This is a genomic window from Methanobacterium formicicum DSM 3637, from assembly GCF_000302455.1.
Classification (GTDB): domain Archaea; phylum Methanobacteriota; class Methanobacteria; order Methanobacteriales; family Methanobacteriaceae; genus Methanobacterium; species Methanobacterium formicicum_A.
Genome location: NZ_AMPO01000013.1, coordinates 1 through 20,165, shown reverse-complemented (window position 1 = coordinate 20,165; position 20,165 = coordinate 1). Strand labels below are relative to the sequence as shown.

The window sequence follows — 20,165 nt, the reverse complement described above, 5'->3', positions numbered from 1 at the left end:
ACCTTCAGGATTTGAAACCAAAGTTTGATTTTGCAAAAGATTAAATAAAAATTATTCATAAATAATCAAATGATTATTTTTCATTTACTAAATACTCCAGTAACGTGATAACAAAAAAAATAAAATAACGAGATGACTTGATATGAAAAGAAGTACACCGGTAATTATAGGCGTTCTGCTTATTATAGGAGTGGTTGCCTTGGGTTACTTCGCTGAAGCCAATTCTGTAAGTAACAATACCACTAATAATTCCACAAAATTCACCCTTTTGAAAAACCCCCTTTCATCGGACCAGACACAGTCTGGACAGGCAGCTCAAAGCCAGCAATCAACAACATCTTCCAGTGATACAAATACCAACAGCGGCAACAACACTCAAAACAACACTCAAAATCAAACAACCACAACTCAACCATCAACATGAAGTTTAATACATTACAATACCCCCTAAGAACACGTACCCCACCAGAATGATATGAACTTAATGATGTTATGAACCTAATATGAACTATTAAGATACCCAGACATAGAATTCACTCTAAATGGAGGCATATGATGAATTTAGGTAAATTGAATGAAAAATGCCCAAAATGCGGTTCAAAAGATAAAACCCTTAACCGACGATTAGATGCAAAACATCGTGCCTTTGGCACCACTCAAAACCTTACATGCAGTGACTGTGGTTATGTGTTTAAATCCCGTGAAGATGAAAATGAAGAAGAAAATGAGTAGGAATGTATCCTGCTTATTTAAAATCTTTTTTTAAATTACTTTTAATTAAATTTAATTATTTTTAAGCTGTTTTAGTATTGCAATATTTAGTATTTCATTATTTTTTTAGTATTCATTATTTAACAGTTAAAGCAGTTTTATACCATAAATTTTAGATTACAATTTCTATAAATTCTAGATTACATTATTTTTAAGGGTTTTCCTTGGTGATTTATGACGTTAAGTAATAATAATTAATTAATCGGGTTAACTTCAACACATGGTTAACTACGAGGCCAGTACATGATGATAAAAACTCCGGTAAGTGCTATGCTGGCACCAATAATATCAAATTTATCCGGAATGACCTTATCTATTTGCCAACCCCAGATTAAAGTCATTGCAATGAAAACACCACCATAAGCCGCGTAAACTCTTCCAAAATTAGCAGGTTGTAATGTGGGAATAACACCGTAAAGTACCAAGATAATGGCACCTAAAATGCTAATTCAATGCCCCGGCCTTCTCTTAACCAGAGCCATATAAGGTATCCTCCACCTATTTCACATAAACCTGCTAGAATAAAGAATAACAATGATTTAAAAATTACACTGATTCCCATCACCTCCTCCAGCCATGTTAAATAATTATTTGAGAACATCTACAATCATATAATTGTATTCTTCACATAATTGTATTTCTAATAATAGCCATAATTAAACAATTGATAATGGGATAAGGGGGATATTTGGATGGACGTTGAATTCAATTTGGAAAACCTGAATGAATGTCTTTGTGACTGTTGTCCGGTGCAAAATAGATCAAGATGTGTTCTGGATAAAATGAAAATAATAGATGAAATTGCAATGGAAGATCTGGACTCCAGGATGATGATTGAAGAGGAAAGAATTCCAGCAATGTACTGCTCTGGAGAAAAGGAAACTATAGGGGACCTAAATACCAATCAAGAATGTCAGTGCGATAAGTGTCTGGTTTGGAAAGAGAACAACCTATTCAGTGGGGAACCAGCCGGTTACTTCTGCAAAGAAGGTAGAAGTCAACAATAAGCAGATGTCCAGATTAATTAACGATATTTTTGACAATTATCTGCTGATTACATGTTATATCAATGATTACATGATTAATGAATTATTGATTTAATGAATTATTTTATTAGTAAAATAACTATTTAACTTACCATTAACCATTTAGATTACTATCTGTTCATTGTTGAGATTATACTTAGATATCCTCCTATTTTATGAAAAATAGTTAAAGACTCTTCTTGTATCGTTAATAATGGAATTCTGATTGACCACGGATTCTTTTAATGTAACAAGACTTTGAAAGTCTAATTCACTCTAACTCTGCAAAAATATAAATGTAATAAATAATCAGATAATATTAAGGAGTGGATTTGATTTAAGGAGTGGATTTTATGATTAGGAAAGATATGATAATCATACCTATACTACTAGTTGGAGTAATTGCTGGATCAGTAGTGGGAATGGGTTACAGTCCTGCCGAGTCACCAGACACCAACCAAACCTTAAATAGTAATATATCCACCAATACATCCACACCCGCAACAGTTACCAATAACAGCACTACCACGCAAACAGCAACATCACAGAAAGCCACAACCAGCACCAGTACCCGAAAAACAACATCAAGCAGTAGTTACACAACCCAAAAAACTAATACTCAAACACAAGAACCAACCACAAATACCCCTTCTGAAGAAACCAATACAACTGCTTAAAACTATTTTCTAAATTTCATTTATTTCCTACTTTTAAAAACAGTTTTTGATTCTTAGATTAAAAAAAATCTTGAAAATACCTAATTGGGAATACCAGATTGGGAATTAAGCGATTTAAAATACATTTGATTTCATTAGATTTATCACTAAATTGAATAAAATAGCCAAGGATTTTTTAAAAAAGTAAAACTAATATTGTAAGAAATAAAAAGATTTGATAATAATTTAAGTTTGATAATATGATTCAATTGATAATGATTCAATTGTTAATTTAAAAATAACGATAGGACTGAGAATATGATAGTCAAGGAATGGTGTATGTACTGTGGGGAATGTGCGGGTGTTTGTCCGCGTAACCTCATTGAAGTACGGGAAATCAGTTTAAATTTCAACGAAGAAGAATGTAAAGACTGCCAGATATGTCTCCAGGTGTGTCCAGTAAAGGCCCTGGAAAAAAAGGAATGATAAAATGATGGAAACTGATATTCTGGTTATAGGTGCCGGTCCTGCCGGTTCAACAGCGGCCAAACACGCAGTCATTGGTGGTGCCCAGGTAATTGTAATTGACAAAAAATCAGAGATAGGATCACCCAAAAGATGCGCAGAAGGTGTCTCCAAAGACGGTCTTAAGAAACTGGGAATTGAACCATCCCCACGATGGGTGACCAAAGAGGCCACTGGAGTTAGAATGGTCTCACCCAACGGCACTGCAGTGAACCTCACAGATGAAAAAGTGAAACTCCCTGAAGCAGGTTATATCCTGGAACGTAAGGTCTTTGATAAGTTTATGGCTATGGATGCCGGCCGTGCCGGTGCTAAGATCATGGTAAAAACTCTGGCTACCGGCCTGCGAAGAGAAGAAGACCAGGTCGTGGTTACTGTCGAGCACATGGGAGAAGAACTGGAAATCAAAGCCAAGATTGTTATAGCTGCTGATGGCCCTGAATCCCGTGTTGGAAGATGGGCTGGACTCAAAACTGCCCTTAAACCTAAAAATATGGAATCCTGCGCACAGTTTGAAATGGCCGGAGTCCAAATGGCAGAACCAGATTGTATAGAATTCCACTTTGGTAGTGTAGCCCCTGGAGGTTACGCCTGGATATTCCCCAAAGGGGATGACATAGCCAATGTTGGTCTTGGTGTTTTAACCACCATAACCGACAAAACTGCATACCAGCACCTTTTAGAGTTTGTGGAAAGCAACCCCGCCACTCAGAATGCTCAACCTGTGGAACTCAACGTTGGTGGTGATCCAGTAGGTGGATTACTCAAAAAAATGGTGGCAGATAACGTTCTGGTGACTGGAGATGCTGCCAGCATGGTAAACCCACTCACTGGTGGAGGTATAATCAGTGGTATGCTGGGAGGTCGTATAGCTGGTCAGGTTGCTGCCCAGGCTGTTAGTGATGGTGATTATTCCCATAAAAACCTCAAAGTCTACGAAAAACTCTGCGAAGATGAACTGGGAGAATCATTCAAAAAGTACCTTAAAGCTAAAGAATATCTTTTAAGCCTTTCTGATGAAGAATTAGATGAAATTGCCAATGTTTTCAAGGACAGTGACTTTGAGACCATTAACACCGCAGAAATGGTTAGGAAACTGGTTAAAATCTCACCAAAAGCTCTTTTAAAGTTAGGTAAATTATTCTAAGCATACTTCAAATGTGATTTAACCGTTTTAAAGGTTAAGAAATTTTTAACCTTTGAAACATTTCATATTTTATTTGATTTTTCCATTCCACTAGAATTCATTACTTTACTAATCTTCACTAATTTTACTAAACTTCCACTAAAATACGATTACCAGTATGCACAGAAGGAAAAATACCATGGCCACCTGATGGTACAGTATATCTGCCAGATGGAACATGGATTCCTTATTTGTAAACAGTGATAAATAAAGAGGCACTGCTGCCAGGAAAGAGGGTAAAACAGCCACCGCGAATTGTATTAAATTCATGTCCCCCGAGTAAAGCATGTAAAGAAGTACTGCACCCCCCATAATCGCCACCAGACTGGCATCCTTGGAATGAGATTTGTACATCAGGTAAGTTCCCATACCCGCCAGGTACATGAAAAGGTAAACTGAAATGGGAACCAGGAAAACATTTCCCAGTAGCACAGCACAGGAAGCCAGGCGCAGCACTGAATTGGTGGCAGTGCTAAAAAAAGGAGCCAGACTTGTTTCCTTGAGGCGGATGGGTGGAACAGTGTATATCAACTGATTAATCAGCATCAATGACATTATAAAGGTGAAAGCAGGCGGGAAAGCTGCAAAGGAGATTATGAATACTGCAGAGGTTAAAATTCCCACAAAAAGGAGTATGAACTCTTTATCCACCTTGTTCTTTATAAAAGCACGATCCTGCTTTTGACGGTCCCCTCGGTCTAAATCCAGATCAGTCAGATCGTTAAGTGTGTACAGAGCACCCCATAGAACAGAAACCAGTACCAGACCACCTAAAATCTCAAAGGGATTATTGATGGGAGTGTTGGAAAAATAGGCATAGGTAAGTGCCAGTAAAAACATGTTGGCATTTTTGGATGCCCATGTCATACGGGTGGATTTTATCAGGGTTTTTATCATTTTAAACTCCATTCACAGGATAATTCCATTCAGTACCAGATAATCATTGGGGAATACAATACCTATGATACCGGAAAATTACAGAACGATACTTTGAAAAAATTCACTCATTTTGTAAACCGGTTTTAATGTCTTGACATATAAAACGGGGTTTGTTACCATATTTTTTCATGTATTGTTTTATTTCATCACTGCTGGTATCACTTAGATGGCTTTTTACTATATTTATGGTTTCCTCTTCTGAGTAAGATATTTCCACCACTTCAAATGGAAATTCAAGTATTGACACAGCCAACCTGGAGAGGGGCCCCATGTCCGTGAACAAATCCTTCTTCTTACCACCCCTATAAATTCTCCAAGCAGTCTGGAATACCATATTAACATCCTTAAAATCATTTCTATGCCTTAAATACTCATAAATACATATTAAATAAAAATTTAATGATTTAAAACCAGCATAATCTGTCCACTGACTGAACCCTGCACAGTCTTCATTAACCACATGATAATCATGGAATAGGTCTGCAAATAGAACTGCATCAAATTTTTTTAACACATCAAATAAACTTTCATTGGATTTAACTCCCAGATCTTGTTTCATGGATTTTACCATCAAATTGAATACATCTCGTGAATTTAAATCCAAAGAAGGAATTGGTAATTTGGCTTCATAAAAATTTAAGCCCAGTTCATTCACCGCAGCATATATATTGGTGGATTTACCAGTTCCAGGGGCCCCTACCACGTGTACAATAATCCCACCATGATCAGGCAGTTTATGAAAAGTTGAAAGAAGATTCTGATAGGATTGCGTGACTACAAAAGTCTGGTTTTCCTCCTGATCCATTATTTTGTATCCATTCATGTATACCTCTAAATTATCAGTATCCCCTAAAGTTACCATTTAACATATAAAATTATATTGAACTCGTCAGGATATAATAATATAAGGAGAAAACAACTTCTACAGAAGAAAAAAAACCTTAACCTGAAAAAATCTAAACATAATAAAACCATAAATTAACTGGAAAAACTAAAAATTACCAATATGACTGAAATAACCCATATAACCAATTTATAAGGAATAATAATAATTCAAAGCGAATAATTAAGTTATAAAGCAGAATAACTGATTTATATAACAAATTTAGGAGTAAAATAATGATCAAAGTACTATGTACCACTGAAACCTCACTTAATCGTCCAGAAGCACGTCGCTGGAGGGAGAGAATGAAACTTTTAGAGCCCCTGGGAGAGGTGGTGGTGGTCTTACCCTGCAGTATGCGTAAACCTTATTCTGCCAGTAAGTCACACCATGTGTTCACTCAGGCCACCAAGGGCCTGCAGGAAGCGATTTTAACATCACCATTTGGTGTTTGCCCCCGGGAAATGGAACAAACCTATCCCATCCAGTCCTACGATGTTTCCACAGTTGGAGACTGGTCCCGTGAAGAAATAAAAATCACAGGGGAATGTCTAAAAGAGTATATTGGAGACCACAAGGTCATAGCCCATGTGGCCCACGGTTATCTGGAAGTCTGTCAGGAATATCTGCCACAGGCCACTTTTACCTGTCAGGATAGTAAAACCACATCCCCAGATTCAATGACCAACCTCAAAAATGAGGTTAGAAAATACAATAAGCTCAAAAGTCGTGCCCGCCAACCACACATGCTCCGCTCCATAGCCCGTTACCAGTTTAACACCCGGGATGCTGACCAGCTGGTGCCGGATGATTATAAATTAAGGGGAAGGTTTGACCGGCGGTTGATGCAGGGTGATGAACAGATCGCAGTCTTACACCACAACAACGGGCTTTACAGCTTAAACATTAAGGGAGGCATCATCCTGAATGAGATTGGTGTTAACTGGGTGGAAATAGATTTTGACATGAAGACCAATACCCTGTTTGCTCCGGGAGTGGTGGACGCCCATCCAGGGATAATTCCAAAGGATGAAGTGGTCATCGTGCGAAAAGGAGAAGTAATAGGAGTAGGTAAGGCTATCATGACCGGTAATGAAATGAAAAAGGGAGAAAAAGGTGTGGCGGTTCGAGTTAGACATCGGGTGACTTAAGTTCCCAGATTATAAATAAGTTTAAATAGCATAAATATGGAAATAGAAGAGTACCTTTATTTAAGGTATATGAATTATTTGATGTATATAAAAGTATTATTTAATGTATATGAAGGTTTTTTAAAGTAATTATACATTATAACGCACTAAAAAGTGTGAAAAATAAAAAAATCATTTGAGGTATTGTTATGAGTGATGAATTAGTTGGAAAAATTAGAGAAGCTCTGGCTCAGGTAGCTGATCCCCACATGGGAATTAGTATTGTGGAAATGGGCCTTGTGTCCGATATAGAGGTTAATGAAGCTGATAAAACTGCCAAAATCATTATAAAACCAACCAACCCCGGTTGCATGAGCGCTGCCAACATGGCTATGCAAGCTCGTGTAGCTGCTGAGAAAGTGGAAGGAATCGACAAGGCAGAAGTCCAGGTTGAAGGTCATATGATGGCTGATGCCATCAGTGAAATGGTCAACAAATAGAGATTCTTATTAAAACATTACACATCCCACTTTTATGGTGTGTTAAAGGGAATTCATGGAAGACAACTGTAGTTGAGTTTTCAGAGGGGATAAATCTCACTATAACTGGTCGTCTCCATTACTCCTATTATTTAGCTAGAAAAAATAGTATAAATTATCATTTGAACCTTTGAGAAGTAGATGTTTTTTAAAACAGGTGCTTTTAAAAAAAGTTAATACTATTTTAGTAATGATACCACCGCAAAGGTATATATAGGATGAATTCTAAATCAAGAATCTACCCCTGCAGTTTTTGAATTTGTTCATGAAATTCAGGTTTTAAAAGCTGTTACTAACATTTGAGGGGCCCGTGGCTCAGGCGGTAGAGCGCACGGCTGATAACCGTGAGGTCCTGGGTTCGAATCCCAGCGGGCCCATTCATACTCATTTTTTGCATCCCATTTAACATTTAACATATTTTAAGATATTATAATTCAAAATTAATTCACATATCATTTTGTTTACCCATTGATTTTTGATAGCAGATCTTTCAAAAATGTAATAATAAACTGCTTTTCAAAAAATTTATATGGTGAGTTTAGGATACTATATAGCTGGAGCAATGGTAAATTTGGTAATTAATTACCTCATTTTTTTTACCTAAATTTGCCATTTTCTTCCTTTTATTTTGATTTACAGATTATTTTAAAGTTTTTAATCAATTTTAGCCCATTTAATGATTTTAATTGCTATTTAACCTCATTAAATGATGACTGAAGATAGCTGGTTAAGATGACCCGAGAGATTTTTGAAATTAATACCAGTGGCTTTAAAAACATTTAAATAAAGTATAACCTAACTGGATTAGTAGGTAATAATGAGGATAAAGGTGTCTTAATGTGGAACTTAATTGGTTTTGGACTGGTAGTTTTAATAATTGTAATATTCTTTGCCATAATTATTTTAATCTACAACAGTTTGATTAAACTTCAAAACGGGGTTGAAGGTGCCTGGTCACAGATAAATGTACAGCTGGAGAGAAGATCTGACCTGATTGATAATCTGGTGGAAACTGTTAAGGGTTACGCAGCACATGAAAAAACCACCTTCCAGGAAGTTGCCCGGGCACGTTCAAACTTAAACAACGCAGAAACTGTTAAGGAAAATGAAAAAGCGGATAATATTCTGACCGGTACTTTGAAAAGCCTTTTTGCAGTGGCAGAGAATTATCCTGATTTGAAGGCCGATGAAAATTTCCTGGAACTGCAGGACCAGCTATCTGCAACTGAGGATAAAATCGCCCAGTACCGTGAATTATACAATGAAATAGTCTTAACCTATAACAACAAGCGTGAAGTTTTCCCCAACAATATACTGGCGAATTTCTTCAATTTTGAAGAAGCTGAATACTTTGAACATGAACCCGGAGAAGTTCCTAAAGTGGATTTCTAGCTTTGGAACTAAAACTTGTATTAAACTATTTTTCTTATTTTATAATCAATTTATAAGCCAATCCCCGAATTTTCCCCCAATAAACCGTTTTACTATTCATTAACCAATTTTTATTCATCACCAACCTGAAGTTACAATTACTGCATTTACGATTATATAAATAATAAGCAGGAATATAAAAGAAATTCTATCCAATATCCTTGATAACTCCTTTTCACCCCGAATATCATAGATATATAATGAAATAGTTGACTCTACTATGGTTATAAGAATTAAAAGCAACCCTAAGTCATTCACCATATCTGCCAGGGTCATGATACCTGTTTTTGGTATTAGTCCAGAGGTGACTATGGTATTGGCAATTGCCACAAACAAAGCTCCTGCTCCTAATCCAAAACGGGGCTCAGCTTCAGTAGGTTTAATGAATAAAGCCACCAGTGCAGCTGCAACAGCTACAAACAATCCTATAAATATTCTGAAGTAAAATCCAAGGTCTGGTCGGGATATATCAATACCTGCTCTCAATTGAGAGTAGGATGTTGGCCTCGTTTCTATGCGAGGGTCTCCGAAACTGGAATTATAAATATGAGGCTTTTCTAAAACAGAAAATTTTTCAACACTGTAACCATGAATTTGAACCCCTGGATTTATATTGGAGGTGCTATTATCCGCTACATAGATTAAATTTTCTCTTTCAGTTTTTTTATCCTCTATCTCCAATTTAAGCAGGTGACTATCCACTGGGAATCTTAGAACATCAAAGAATTTGGTGATCTTAGCTGTGACATAGTAAATCTGGTAATGTTCAGTTCCATTGGTGTATTCATCCACCAGTTCCTTTTTTTCTATTTCCCCATCAATAACCTGGAAGTTTTCACCGGGATTGACCTCACTACCATTCCATTTAAACCAGATATAAAAATCAACAGTCCATACACTATCGGATAAAGATAGATCCTTGATTCGATCCACATAAAACCCAGAAATAACTTTAGTGGGAGTAATATTGGAAGAAAGATTAAAATCATCTGCGCTGAGGCCGGTTTCGGTAAGATTGGGACTTATCCACTGCACATGTCTGGTGACGGCCGATTGTTTATTTTCATAAACAGTTCCCACCATATAACTACCAACAAGTAAAAATATCAGGATAACCCCTATTATCCACCATCTCAGGAATCTACGTCCCCAGGGCTTAACTTCCCCATTCTTCGATTGGTTCCCATTAGATTTACCAGACAAAAAAGTTAACCCCCCACAAAGATTGGTTTCTAGGTAAAACTTTCATTCAATTAATTATCATAGATAATTAGAACTGTTCTAACAATTAGAATTTTCTATTTACCGGTTATGATTATTTCCATATATATCCAGATAACATTTTAGTTTACCACCACAAGAGCAGTGATTATATGAGTGGGAAGATTCATAAGGACCCAGTTTAACAATAAACACTGCCAAAAAAGGATAGCTGCAAACTAAATTAGACACTTTTCCCGAAATCCATAAAATCAGTTTTAATATATGGTCATGATTCTAGGGAAATATCATAAAGTCTTGGAGAATATTATTCTTTTTAGAGGATATGTTCTTCTTAGAGGATACGTTCTATTATTTTAAAAAAAATACTACGAACGTTTAGAGAATACTGCAAATTAAAAAGAAACAAAAAGGAGAGTATATAATTAATTTTCAATCTGCCTTATTAACCGGTTGCACTCTCCAACCACTTTTTTCTTGCCAAATGCCTGGCTTATCCTGCGCACTGCCTCCAGCATCCGGATAAGGGAGTCCAGCCAGCTGAATATATCCCCAGCATAGGCATGTATCTCATAATCCCGCATTAACCTCCGACTTATATCCACTGGGTCCCGCTTTGCCAGGCGCTGTTTGACCATTTTTCGGGATAGTTCCCTCTGGAAACAACCACAGAACGGTCTTTCCTTGCACCGGCAGGTGTAAAAGTCCATCTGGAGTTTTGTCAGTCTTTCCCTCAAGCTGGGTTCCAGTTTATTAATCGCAGAACCAGAACTCAGTATATCCAGGGTACTGTCAGCAAATAAGCGAGTGGACATGTTTATTTTAAGAATACGACCTATCTGTGTGGTTATTCTGTTGGAAAGGTACGCGCTTTCAAATGGTTCCAATTTTAGGGCTATGTCCATGGGATGCATCCGGTTCAGGTTCTTCCGGATGTAATCTGCACAGGGATATGATAAAAAGGACATTGAAACCGCCCGCCCATAGGAGGTGGGTGTTATTTTACCATCTTTTTCCTTTACCAGACCATAATCCACCAGTATATTGAAGGCTTCTTCAAATTCAATTGGTAACTCATCATTACGGTATTCATGACTTATCTGGGAGAAGGTATCCACCCTTCCGGCACATATATCAGCCAGGAACTGCTCAATCTGACTGTCCTCAGAGTAAGTTACATTGACTGATTCCACATCACTGGATAAAAGTTCCATGGCCTGCATTTCCTCGGTTTCATCTCCGTAACTCCGGCCAACCTCTGGTAAAAGATATACTTTTCCCTGATCATGGTAAGTGGGTCTTCCTGCCCGGCCCAGCATCTGGGAAAACTCATTGGGTGTGAGTGTTTTATTCCCCATGGTCAAGCTTTCAAAAAGTACCTGCGAGGCAGGAAAATCCACCCCCGCTGCTAATGCTGCGGTGGTGACCACTGCCCCCAGCTTCTGTGCACCAAATTCTTTTTCGATCCGGTTTTTTTTAGAGTAGGATAACCCTGCATGGTATGCTGCTGCCTTTACACCCCTTCGGGTCAGGTAATCAGCCACAGTATGAGTTTTACGACGGGAATTGGTGAAAATAATACTCTGACCATGGTAACCCTTTTGAGATCGGTTCTGGTATTCATTACGGGCGATCTGGGTTAGGAGATGGTTTTTTTCCTCCTCGGTTCTGGTGAATATCAGGTGTCGCTCCAGAGGAACCGGGCGCAGTGGGTATTCAACCAGTTTCATGCCAAATTCTGATGCAATTTCCTTGGGGTTTCGGACTGTGGCTGAAAGTCCAATGACTTGCAAATTAGGGAATAGGGCCCTCAGGCGGTGTATGAGTCCCCTGAGTCGGGGCCCTCGCTCATCATCTCCCAACATGTGGATTTCATCCACCACCACGGTTTTTAGATCACCCAGCTGGGATGATCTTCCAGCGCGTAGAAGAAAATCCAGACCTTCATAGGTTCCCACCACAATGTCTGATGTGTCTATTTTCTCATCCGGAAGAGTAAGCTCTTCTTTGGCCTTTATCCTGCTCATTCCCACTCTTATGGAAACGTTTAACCCCATTTTCTGGTATCTTTTCTTGAAATCCCGGTACTTCTGATTGGCCAATGCCACCAGCGGAGTTAAAAATAGGAATTTACCACCTTCAAGGGCGTGGGGTATGCCTGCCAGTTCCCCAATAAGCGTTTTTCCACTGGCAGTGGCTGATACCACCAGTAGATTTTCCTCTTCCAGGAGTCCTGCCTGAAGTGCCAGAACCTGAACTGGTAAAAGGTGGGTTCCCTGGCTTTTTAAAGATTTTTTAAAGGCTTCCGGGATATCCAGACTATCAATTCTGACTTTAGGAAGAGTATCTTTTTTAGTGGTTACTTTATCGTATAAAGTAAGTTCTCGGTTTTTGAGCGGATCGAAGCGTGGGTCAAAGACACTCAGTACTTTCGAAAGATCACCAGTTTCATCCAGCATTTTCCTGAATCTGGGGAAGGTGCTCATGTCGTATGAACGAGATTTTAGCTCTCTTTTTATCTCGTTTTCTGCGCATACCCTGCAGAGATAGTCCCCGTGATAGAGGTAAGATTTTTCCCTCTGGATCAATGTTATGAAACCTTCAAAAGTGCAGTGCCTGCATATAAGAGTGTAATTATATTTTATATTCAATGATTGGAGGAATTCTTCTGTATCGGGGTCCCGGCCAACCAGGAATACGTTCTGTTTCCGCAGGACCTTGACTGCTTCACTGGGAGGCAGGATGATCTCCTTGTCTTTGGTGACTATGAACTTGTGGATCTTTAGCTGACCATCCACCCTGCGAAACTTAATGTAACCATTGAAGAAAGGTGTTCTTCGATTATTCAAAGCACCCTTTGAACTTCCAATGGGGAATAATTCCACAATCTTCTTTTTACGTCTTAAAATTATCATTTTACCATTACTTGTCAAAAATTCATGTATTCATCTTAAAATCGTTATTCACAGGATATACGCAATATATCCATTTAAAACGTATTATTCTAGTTTATATTCCTTCACATATATCTATTTCATTAAAATTAAAAACACACTTAGTTAAAGCTATATGAACCCATGGTATCCATTTTAGGGACCAATTTTAGTGAAAAATTAGATTCGGGTATGCAAAACCTACAGAACCACCTAAACATGTGCAAAACTTACTTACCCCAGTGCCAAACCTAAAATTAATTATCATAAAATCGAAGAAACCAGACTTATGATGAAATTAAAGTTTACAAATTAACCATCAAAAAAATAATTAAGGGGATAATTTTATTTTTTCCATTGTTTCAACCCGTTCTTCATGGTATTCTGCCACGTTAATTTCCTCTATGGTGCCCTTTATCTCCATATCCGAATAATTTATCTGATCAACCAGTTCTTTGCAGGTCCACTGTTCTATGGAATTACCAATGCCAATATGGGGGATGAAGGGGAGGTCCATTCGGAGTTCATCAGCCAGTTTCCCTGAATAAAGACTATCGTGAAGTTTGAGTATCTTGCTGTAACCCTCATCTGGCACCAGGAAAACATGCCAGTAGGGGGTGAATGCATCTTTTTCCATAACTGCACATCTTATGGCAAATTCTATCCTACTGTGATCTGCTGCTCTTCTTTTAATTTCTTCAATGAATGTTTCTGGTCTCTGGTTGAATACTGGAAAAACAAGGGTAAAATGGGGCTCCACCACACCATGATAAAGCTCGTCATTTTCTTCCCGGAACTCCTGAATCCACTGGTAATCCTTCTGATTAATTTTAGGATATGCTAGAGCTAATAATGACATTAACTGGGCCTCCGCACTTTGAATCAAACTGAATTCTGTCATAAATTGTTAGGGGAATGGGAAAATAGTAACCCACCCCTATAAAGAAATTTCCTAAAGAGCTTTTTCCTGTTCTTCCAGTTTTTCTTTTAGAAGTTTTTCTGCCTGTTCCCTCAGTATAAATTTCTGTATCTTTCCACTAGCAGTAAGGGGGAATTCATCCACAAAGAACACATGTTTGGGTACCTTAAAACGGGCAATCTTGGTTCGGGCGTAGTCCCGGACATCTTCCTCGGTAAGTTCTGCATCTTCTTCCAGGATGATACAGGCCCCCACGATTTCTCCGTACTTCTCATCAGAGATTCCCACTACCTGCACGTCAAGAACTCCGGGCATGGTGTATAAAAATTCCTCGATTTCACGGGGGTAAATGTTTTCTCCTCCACGGATGATCATGTCCTTGATACGGCCCACTATGGAGTAGTATCCTTCTTCATCCACACTTGCCAGATCCCCACTGTGGAGCCATCCATCTTCATCTATGACTTCCCTGGTTTTATCCGGCATTTTGTAGTAGCCCTTCATAACATTGTACCCTTTACAGCATATTTCCCCGGTCTGGTGGGGTCCCAGGGTTTCTCCTGTTTCAGGGTCCACGATTTTAACTTCACATTCTGGTAAGGGTTTGCCCACTGTTTCCACCCTCTTCTCCAGGGGGTCATCCACACTGGTCTGAGTGAATCCAGGTGACCCTTCAGTTAATCCGTAAACACTGGTTATCTGGGTCATGTTCATATCGTTGACCACCCTTTTCATGGCCTCAATGGGCGGGGTGGAGCCTGCCATGATCCCGGTTCTGAGGCTGGAAAGATCGAACATATCAAACATAGGATGACTGTACTCGGCAATGAACATGGTAGGCACCCCATATAGGGCTGTGCAGCGTTCCTTTTGAACCGCAGCCAGAACCAGTAGTGGGTCAAAAAGTTCAACCATTACCATAGTGGCCCCGTGACTGAAGGTGGCCATCACTGCCAGTACAATACCGAAACAATGGAAAAGGGGCACAGTTATGCATAACCTGTCTTTTTCGGTGAATTTCTGCCTCTCACCAATGTAATATCCATTGTTCAAGATGTTACGGTGAGTTAACATAACACCCTTGGGAAATCCAGTGGTTCCGGAGGTGTACTGCATGTTAACCACTTCATCATTGGTAACAGATGACTTGATCCGCTGGAATTCCTCATCATCTGCGTGGTTTCCCAGTAAGAGTAGTTCGTTAGTGTTGTACATTCCCCTGTGCTTTTCCTGGCCCACGTAGATCACACTGTCCAGGAATGGGAATTTTTCACTGTTGAGTTTACCCCTTTCCTGGGTTTTAAGTTCAGGGATGAGTTCATAAACTATCTGGATGTAATCAACATCCTGGTATCCATCAATAATCGCCAGGGCCTTCATATCTGATTGTTCCAGTACGTATGCCAGTTCATGGCTTTTGTAAGCGGTGTTAACTGTGACCAGAACTGCTCCGATCTTGGAGGTTGCGAACAACATGGTAAGCCAGTCAGGCACGTTTTTGGCCCAGATACCCACGTGGTCTCCCTTTTTTATTCCTATTTCCAGGAAACCCTTGGCCAGGAGGTTGACTCTCTCATCAAACTCCTGGTAGGTGAAACGAAGATCTCGGTCAGGGTATACCATGAATTCCTGATTGGGATCCTTTTTTACCATTTCTTCCAGGAAATCACCAATAGTAAGCTCACTAAAAACCATTTTAAAAACTCCACGTTTTACAATCTTAAATATGTAGGTTTGACTTTATTTTTTTGAATAATTAGTTCCCTTCGAATATATTTTCCCAATACAGGTTATTTAGCGTAATTATCTATTCATCTGAACTAAGCTATTTACAGGAACAAGATTATTTACCTGAAATAAACCCTTATGAAATTAGGTTATTTACCTGAAATATGCCATTTAGATAGTATTAGGAATTTATTTACCGGGAATTAGGTAAGTTATTTACCTGAATAGTCATCTAGATGTTCTTCCAGTTTTTTCCTTATATCATCGGGTATTGGTCGTGATTTCTGCTGTATGAAGTCATAGTTCACCAGGACTGCAGTTCCTTTTGCTTTAAGGTGTCCTGATTGCCATGCTTCGTGGTATGTGGTATAGGAACTGTTACCAATTCGTATTATACTGGTTTTTATTTCCACATCATCTCTGTAGTACATCTGTCCCAGGAATTCGAAATCGGTTTTAACCATTATCAGTTTCCATTTCTCGTAGCTGAGGTCGAGATCTGGGGTGAATAATCGGTAAATCTCGTTTCTTGCCAGTTCAAACCATTCAGCAAGTACTATGTTGTTTATGTGTCTTAATCCGTCTGAGTCTCCAAATCGCGGTGTTACTGTAATAGTGTACATGTATAAGTATCTCCAATTTTTATAAAAGGGTCTCCCTCATTTTAGAAGGGAGTGTAAACCACTGCCAACATTTTTGAATCTTTTTCTTTGGCATGTACGTGGTGAGGAACCACTGAATCGTAGTAAATGCTGTCTTCAGGTTCTAAAAGGTATTTATCCTGCCCGTAAAGCACTTCTATCTTTCCCTGGATAACATACAGAAATTCTTCACCTTCATGGGATGCCAGCTCGTAATCCTGGTTTTCAGTGGGGTGGACATCGATGATGAATGGTTCCATGTGCCTGTCCCCCTTCCCATAGGCCAGTGAGTAGAATTCCAATGCACTCTGGTTGCTGTGTTCGCCAAGTCCCTGACCAGAAAATCGGATTATGTTATCTGATTTTCCAGATTTAACCATGAAAGGGCCTCTGTGAGGGGCATCATCCAGGAAGGTGCCCAGGCGTACTCCCAGTGCCCGTGCAATTTTTAAAAGAGGAGTTAGTGATGGTACCAGTGCTCCGCTTTCCAGGTCTTCTATGAGTTCAACACTGCTATAACTGGCATCGGCCAGTTCTTCCACCGAAAGTTTTCGATCTTCTCTTAACTGACGGATTTTCGCTCCAACTTTGTTCTCCTCATTCATTCAAATCACCTTAATTTCATAAATATTAAATTTTTCAATTTCATAATTTTCAATTCATAAACGTAAACTTTAATCATGTAATTTTTAGCATATTTTATAGTATATCTTAATTTTAGTATACCTGAAAATTATACTTTAGTTACTTAAACATTTTTTTAAATATTACACCCACCCATCCATGAGACCCATTAAAATAGGTTTTAGGGAACGGTGACTAAATGTTTCATCATTTTCCATATCTGCAACTTAATAAAAAAAGTTGATTTATTGGATTTACCGATTATTTCCCGGAACATATTGAATTTATTGATTATTTTCCAGAAACATATTGAATTTATTGATTATTTTCCAGGAATACATCCTGAATTATCAATCTAATTTATGGATATAATCTCAGGGAGTGGTTCCATTGGTGGGAGTGGTGTTGACGGTTGTGTTGTTAGTGGTATTGGTGGTATTGGTGATGTTAACCTGAATATGTTTTACAATGTGAACCGGGGTGAAGTTGGAATCACCGATCTCACTGATCTTCTGATCACCGTTTAAATTAAAGTTCGATGGAATTAATCCCACCCCAATATCGGTACCTATGTTTAAAGCATTGGCACCTGAAGCAGCCCCGTAGGCAACCAGTGCAATCATTAGAACAATGAACAGAGTTCCTGATTTTTTAGGAGTCATTTAAATTACCTTTCATCTAACATAAAACTATCAATCACTTAATAACCCCAGTTAATCAAATACCATGGGATTTAATGATAAATTCAGGTTAATAATTTAATTCTTTGAATTAATTATTTAATTTAGTTAGATTTCTGTAGATTAATATCTCAAAACACCTTTAAATAGAATAGCCCTACTGCATAACTCAACAATTAAGCTAGAGTATGGAGTAATAATGTCTTCATCACGAAAATTCCTTTTACCCGGCAGATATTCTGTTATCTGGATTAAAATGAAATAAAGAGGATAGTTTTATTCCACAGTTACACATTTTGCCAAGTTTTTTGGTTTATCCGGGTCAATGCCTCTCTGCACACTTATATGGTAAGATAATAACTGTAAAGGCACCACGTAGATCAGGGGTGATATTAATTCACTGATCTGGGCAGGGAATTTTATCATATCACTGGCTTCATATTCCAGGACATGATCATCAATTGATCCAAGACCTATAACCCGTGCTCCTCTGGCTTTAACTTCTTCCACGTTACTGAGGGTCCTATCGTGACTTTTACCTGGAGGTACCACCGCTACCACGGGCACATCATCATCTATAAGGGCTAATGGTCCATGTTTAAGTTCACCAGCTGCATATCCCTCACCATGAATGTAGGTTATTTCTTTGAGTTTCAATGCCCCCTCCATGGCTGTGGGGTAGGAAAATCCTCGGCCAATGAAGAAGAAATCCTGGGCATCCTTGTACTTAGCTGCCATTTCTTTGATTTCATCTTCAAAGGAGAGTACTGTTTTCATGTAATCTGGAATCAGTTGCAGTTCATCTAAAAGCTCCCTGTTTTTACCCATACATGCTGCCAGGAGGTATATACAGGTTAATTGACTTATATATGTCTTGGTTGCCGCTACACCTATTTCAGGTCCTGCTCTGGTGAATATAACATAATCAGCTTCCCTTGTAGCTGTACTACCCAGTACGTTAACAATTGTGAGGGTTTTTGCCTTTTTATTGGCTATTCTAAGGGCTTTAAGAGTATCAGCTGTTTCTCCTGATTGGCTGATGAATATAACCAGTGACTCGGGATCAATGGCTTTTTCTGAGAATTCAAACTCCGATGCCAGCATTACATCTGTAGGCAACCCTAAAAGACCTTCAAAAAGATATTTTCCAACAAGTGAGGCATGATATGATGTTCCACATGCTACAAAGGTGATGCGTTTGAATTTGGGGAATTTTTTGACGATCTCCTCAATATCTGAAACTTCAAAAAGGGTGTTTTTAACTGCTTCTGGTTGTTCATGAATTTCTTTCAGCATGAAATGGGGATAACCACATTTTTGGGCCATTTCAGGAGTCCATTTAATGGTTTCGATTTTCTTTTCAATTACCTGTCCATCCACATCCTTTACAGTGATACCATCAGCATCAATGATGAATGTTTCATGGTCTGCCAGGTAAATAATCCGTCGTGTATGTTGCAGTATGGCTGGAGCATCAGAAGCCAGGAAGTATTCGCCGTTTCCCAGGCCCAGTATGAGTGGACTTTCCTTCCGAACTCCCATGATCTTGTTGGGTTCATCTACACTGACAACTGCAAAGGCATAGGAACCATGTAACTTACTGATAGCTTTATTCATGGCATCTTCCATGCCAAGCCCTTCTTTATGGTATTTTTCAATGAGATGAGGAATAACCTCTGTATCAGTTTGGGATACGAACTGGTGCCCTTCACGTATCAACTGGTCTTTAAGTTCCTTGTAGTTTTCTATGATACCATTGTGAACCACTGCAATTTTTCCTTCACAATCAGTATGCGGATGAGCATTTTCCTGGGTTGGAAGGCCATGAGTGGCCCAGCGAACATGACCTATGCCCATTTCTCCGGGAAGTTCTTCCAGGTGGAGTTCCTCTGAAACTTCGTCAATTTTTCCCCGGTCTTTTCTGATCTGGATTCCAGAAGATGAATAAGTAGCAATACCCACTGAATCATAACCTCTGTATTCCAGGCGCTGAACACAATCCAGGAGCACAGGTGCTGCTTTATTACTTTTAAGTATACATCCCACAATTCCACACATATTAATTTCACCCAAGTAAGTGTTTTTTTAAAGTTTAGGTAACGTAGTAAGTAATGCCAATCTATTATAATCCCAAGTTATAATTCTATTATAATCCTAATCTATTATTATAATCCCAAACTATAATTCTATTATAATCCTAATCTATTATTATAATCCCAAACTATAATTCTATTATAATCCTAATCTATTATTATAATCCCAAACTATAATTCTATTATAATCCTAATCTATTATTATAATCCCAAACTATAATTCTATTATAATCCTAATCTA

The 20,165-nt window shown here is 38.5% G+C and carries 19 protein-coding genes, 1 tRNA gene and 1 pseudogene; 10 read left to right on the top strand and 11 right to left on the bottom strand.

Annotated features, from left to right (window positions below):
- Positions 1-142 precede the first annotated feature (142 nt).
- Complete coding sequence (locus A994_RS12020) at positions 143-424, top strand: hypothetical protein (RefSeq protein WP_004031925.1); 282 nt, start codon at positions 143-145, stop codon at positions 422-424.
- Between the two features lie 131 nt (positions 425-555).
- Entirely contained in the window at positions 556-732 is a 177-nt protein-coding gene (locus tag A994_RS12015; RefSeq protein ID WP_004031924.1) for a TIGR04165 family Cys-rich peptide, read from the top strand.
- Between the two features lie 263 nt (positions 733-995).
- On the opposite strand, the pseudogene A994_RS12010 reads toward A994_RS12015, so the two are convergent.
- Positions 996-1,333 (bottom strand): annotated as a pseudogene (locus A994_RS12010) (YnfA family protein).
- Positions 1,334-1,463: 130 nt separating this feature from the next.
- On the opposite strand from A994_RS12010, the gene A994_RS12005 reads away from it, so the two are divergent.
- The 4 genes from A994_RS12005 (at position 1,464) to A994_RS11990 (ending at position 4,124) form a co-directional block, all read left to right on the top strand.
- Positions 1,464-1,778, top strand: a complete 315-nt coding sequence (locus tag A994_RS12005) for a hypothetical protein (protein ID WP_004031921.1) — start codon at positions 1,464-1,466, stop codon at positions 1,776-1,778.
- A gap of 371 nt (positions 1,779-2,149) precedes the next feature.
- The gene (locus tag A994_RS12000) at positions 2,150-2,473 is read left to right on the top strand and encodes a hypothetical protein (protein WP_048204264.1); all 324 of its coding nucleotides are present in this window, start codon (positions 2,150-2,152) and stop codon (positions 2,471-2,473) included.
- 297 nt (positions 2,474-2,770) lie between these two features.
- Complete coding sequence (locus A994_RS11995) at positions 2,771-2,938, top strand: DUF362 domain-containing protein (RefSeq protein ID WP_048204263.1); 168 nt, start codon at positions 2,771-2,773, stop codon at positions 2,936-2,938.
- A gap of 4 nt (positions 2,939-2,942) precedes the next feature.
- Positions 2,943-4,124 (top strand): NAD(P)/FAD-dependent oxidoreductase, encoded by a 1,182-nt coding sequence (locus A994_RS11990; protein ID WP_004031919.1) that lies wholly within the window; start codon positions 2,943-2,945, stop codon positions 4,122-4,124.
- A 138-nt stretch (positions 4,125-4,262) separates the two neighbouring features.
- Here A994_RS11990 and A994_RS11985 read toward each other — a convergent pair whose 3' ends face one another.
- The gene (locus A994_RS11985; RefSeq protein ID WP_004031918.1) at positions 4,263-5,060 is read right to left on the bottom strand and encodes a UbiA family prenyltransferase; all 798 of its coding nucleotides are present in this window, start codon (positions 5,058-5,060) and stop codon (positions 4,263-4,265) included.
- A gap of 103 nt (positions 5,061-5,163) precedes the next feature.
- Complete coding sequence (locus tag A994_RS11980) at positions 5,164-5,925, bottom strand: hypothetical protein (RefSeq protein WP_004031917.1); 762 nt, start codon at positions 5,923-5,925, stop codon at positions 5,164-5,166.
- Between the two features lie 296 nt (positions 5,926-6,221).
- Between A994_RS11980 and A994_RS11975 the strand changes: the two genes are divergently transcribed.
- The 4 genes from A994_RS11975 (at position 6,222) to A994_RS11960 (ending at position 9,046) form a co-directional block, all read left to right on the top strand.
- Positions 6,222-7,136 (top strand): DUF5591 domain-containing protein, encoded by a 915-nt coding sequence (locus A994_RS11975; protein WP_004031916.1) that lies wholly within the window; start codon positions 6,222-6,224, stop codon positions 7,134-7,136.
- Positions 7,137-7,324: 188 nt separating this feature from the next.
- Positions 7,325-7,615, top strand: coding sequence for a metal-sulfur cluster assembly factor (locus A994_RS11970; RefSeq protein ID WP_004031915.1), 291 nt, complete (start codon positions 7,325-7,327; stop codon positions 7,613-7,615).
- A 343-nt stretch (positions 7,616-7,958) separates the two neighbouring features.
- A tRNA-Ile gene (locus A994_RS11965) sits at positions 7,959-8,031 on the top strand.
- Positions 8,032-8,491: 460 nt separating this feature from the next.
- Positions 8,492-9,046 carry a LemA family protein gene (locus tag A994_RS11960; RefSeq protein WP_004031914.1) on the top strand — a complete coding sequence of 185 codons (555 nt, stop codon included), beginning with the start codon at positions 8,492-8,494 and terminating at the stop codon, positions 9,044-9,046.
- Positions 9,047-9,163: 117 nt separating this feature from the next.
- Here the strand turns inward: A994_RS11960 and A994_RS11955 are convergent, their stop codons facing one another.
- From A994_RS11955 to glmS, 8 genes are all read right to left on the bottom strand, one after another.
- Positions 9,164-10,288: a ligand-gated ion channel gene (locus tag A994_RS11955; RefSeq protein WP_004031913.1), complete on the bottom strand. Its 1,125-nt coding sequence runs from the start codon at positions 10,286-10,288 to the stop codon at positions 9,164-9,166.
- Positions 10,289-10,731: 443 nt separating this feature from the next.
- A complete protein-coding gene (locus A994_RS11950; RefSeq protein ID WP_048204262.1) occupies positions 10,732-13,221 on the bottom strand; it encodes a DUF5814 domain-containing protein in 2,490 nt (829 codons plus the stop codon).
- Positions 13,222-13,570: 349 nt separating this feature from the next.
- Positions 13,571-14,140 (bottom strand): 2'-5' RNA ligase family protein, encoded by a 570-nt coding sequence (locus A994_RS11945; RefSeq protein ID WP_237739746.1) that lies wholly within the window; start codon positions 14,138-14,140, stop codon positions 13,571-13,573.
- A 51-nt stretch (positions 14,141-14,191) separates the two neighbouring features.
- Positions 14,192-15,853, bottom strand: coding sequence for an AMP-binding protein (locus A994_RS11940; protein WP_004031906.1), 1,662 nt, complete (start codon positions 15,851-15,853; stop codon positions 14,192-14,194).
- 245 nt (positions 15,854-16,098) lie between these two features.
- Entirely contained in the window at positions 16,099-16,509 is a 411-nt protein-coding gene (locus A994_RS11935; protein WP_004031905.1) for an acyl-CoA thioesterase, read from the bottom strand.
- 41 nt (positions 16,510-16,550) lie between these two features.
- On the bottom strand, positions 16,551-17,132 hold the full coding sequence (locus A994_RS11930) for a helix-turn-helix domain-containing protein (protein ID WP_004031904.1): 582 nt from the start codon (positions 17,130-17,132) through the stop codon (positions 16,551-16,553).
- A gap of 393 nt (positions 17,133-17,525) precedes the next feature.
- Entirely contained in the window at positions 17,526-17,813 is a 288-nt protein-coding gene (locus tag A994_RS11925; protein ID WP_004031903.1) for a hypothetical protein, read from the bottom strand.
- 294 nt (positions 17,814-18,107) lie between these two features.
- Entirely contained in the window at positions 18,108-19,889 is a 1,782-nt protein-coding gene (gene glmS, locus A994_RS11920) for a glutamine--fructose-6-phosphate transaminase (isomerizing) (RefSeq protein ID WP_004031902.1), read from the bottom strand.
- Between the last annotated feature and the right edge of the window lie 276 nt (positions 19,890-20,165).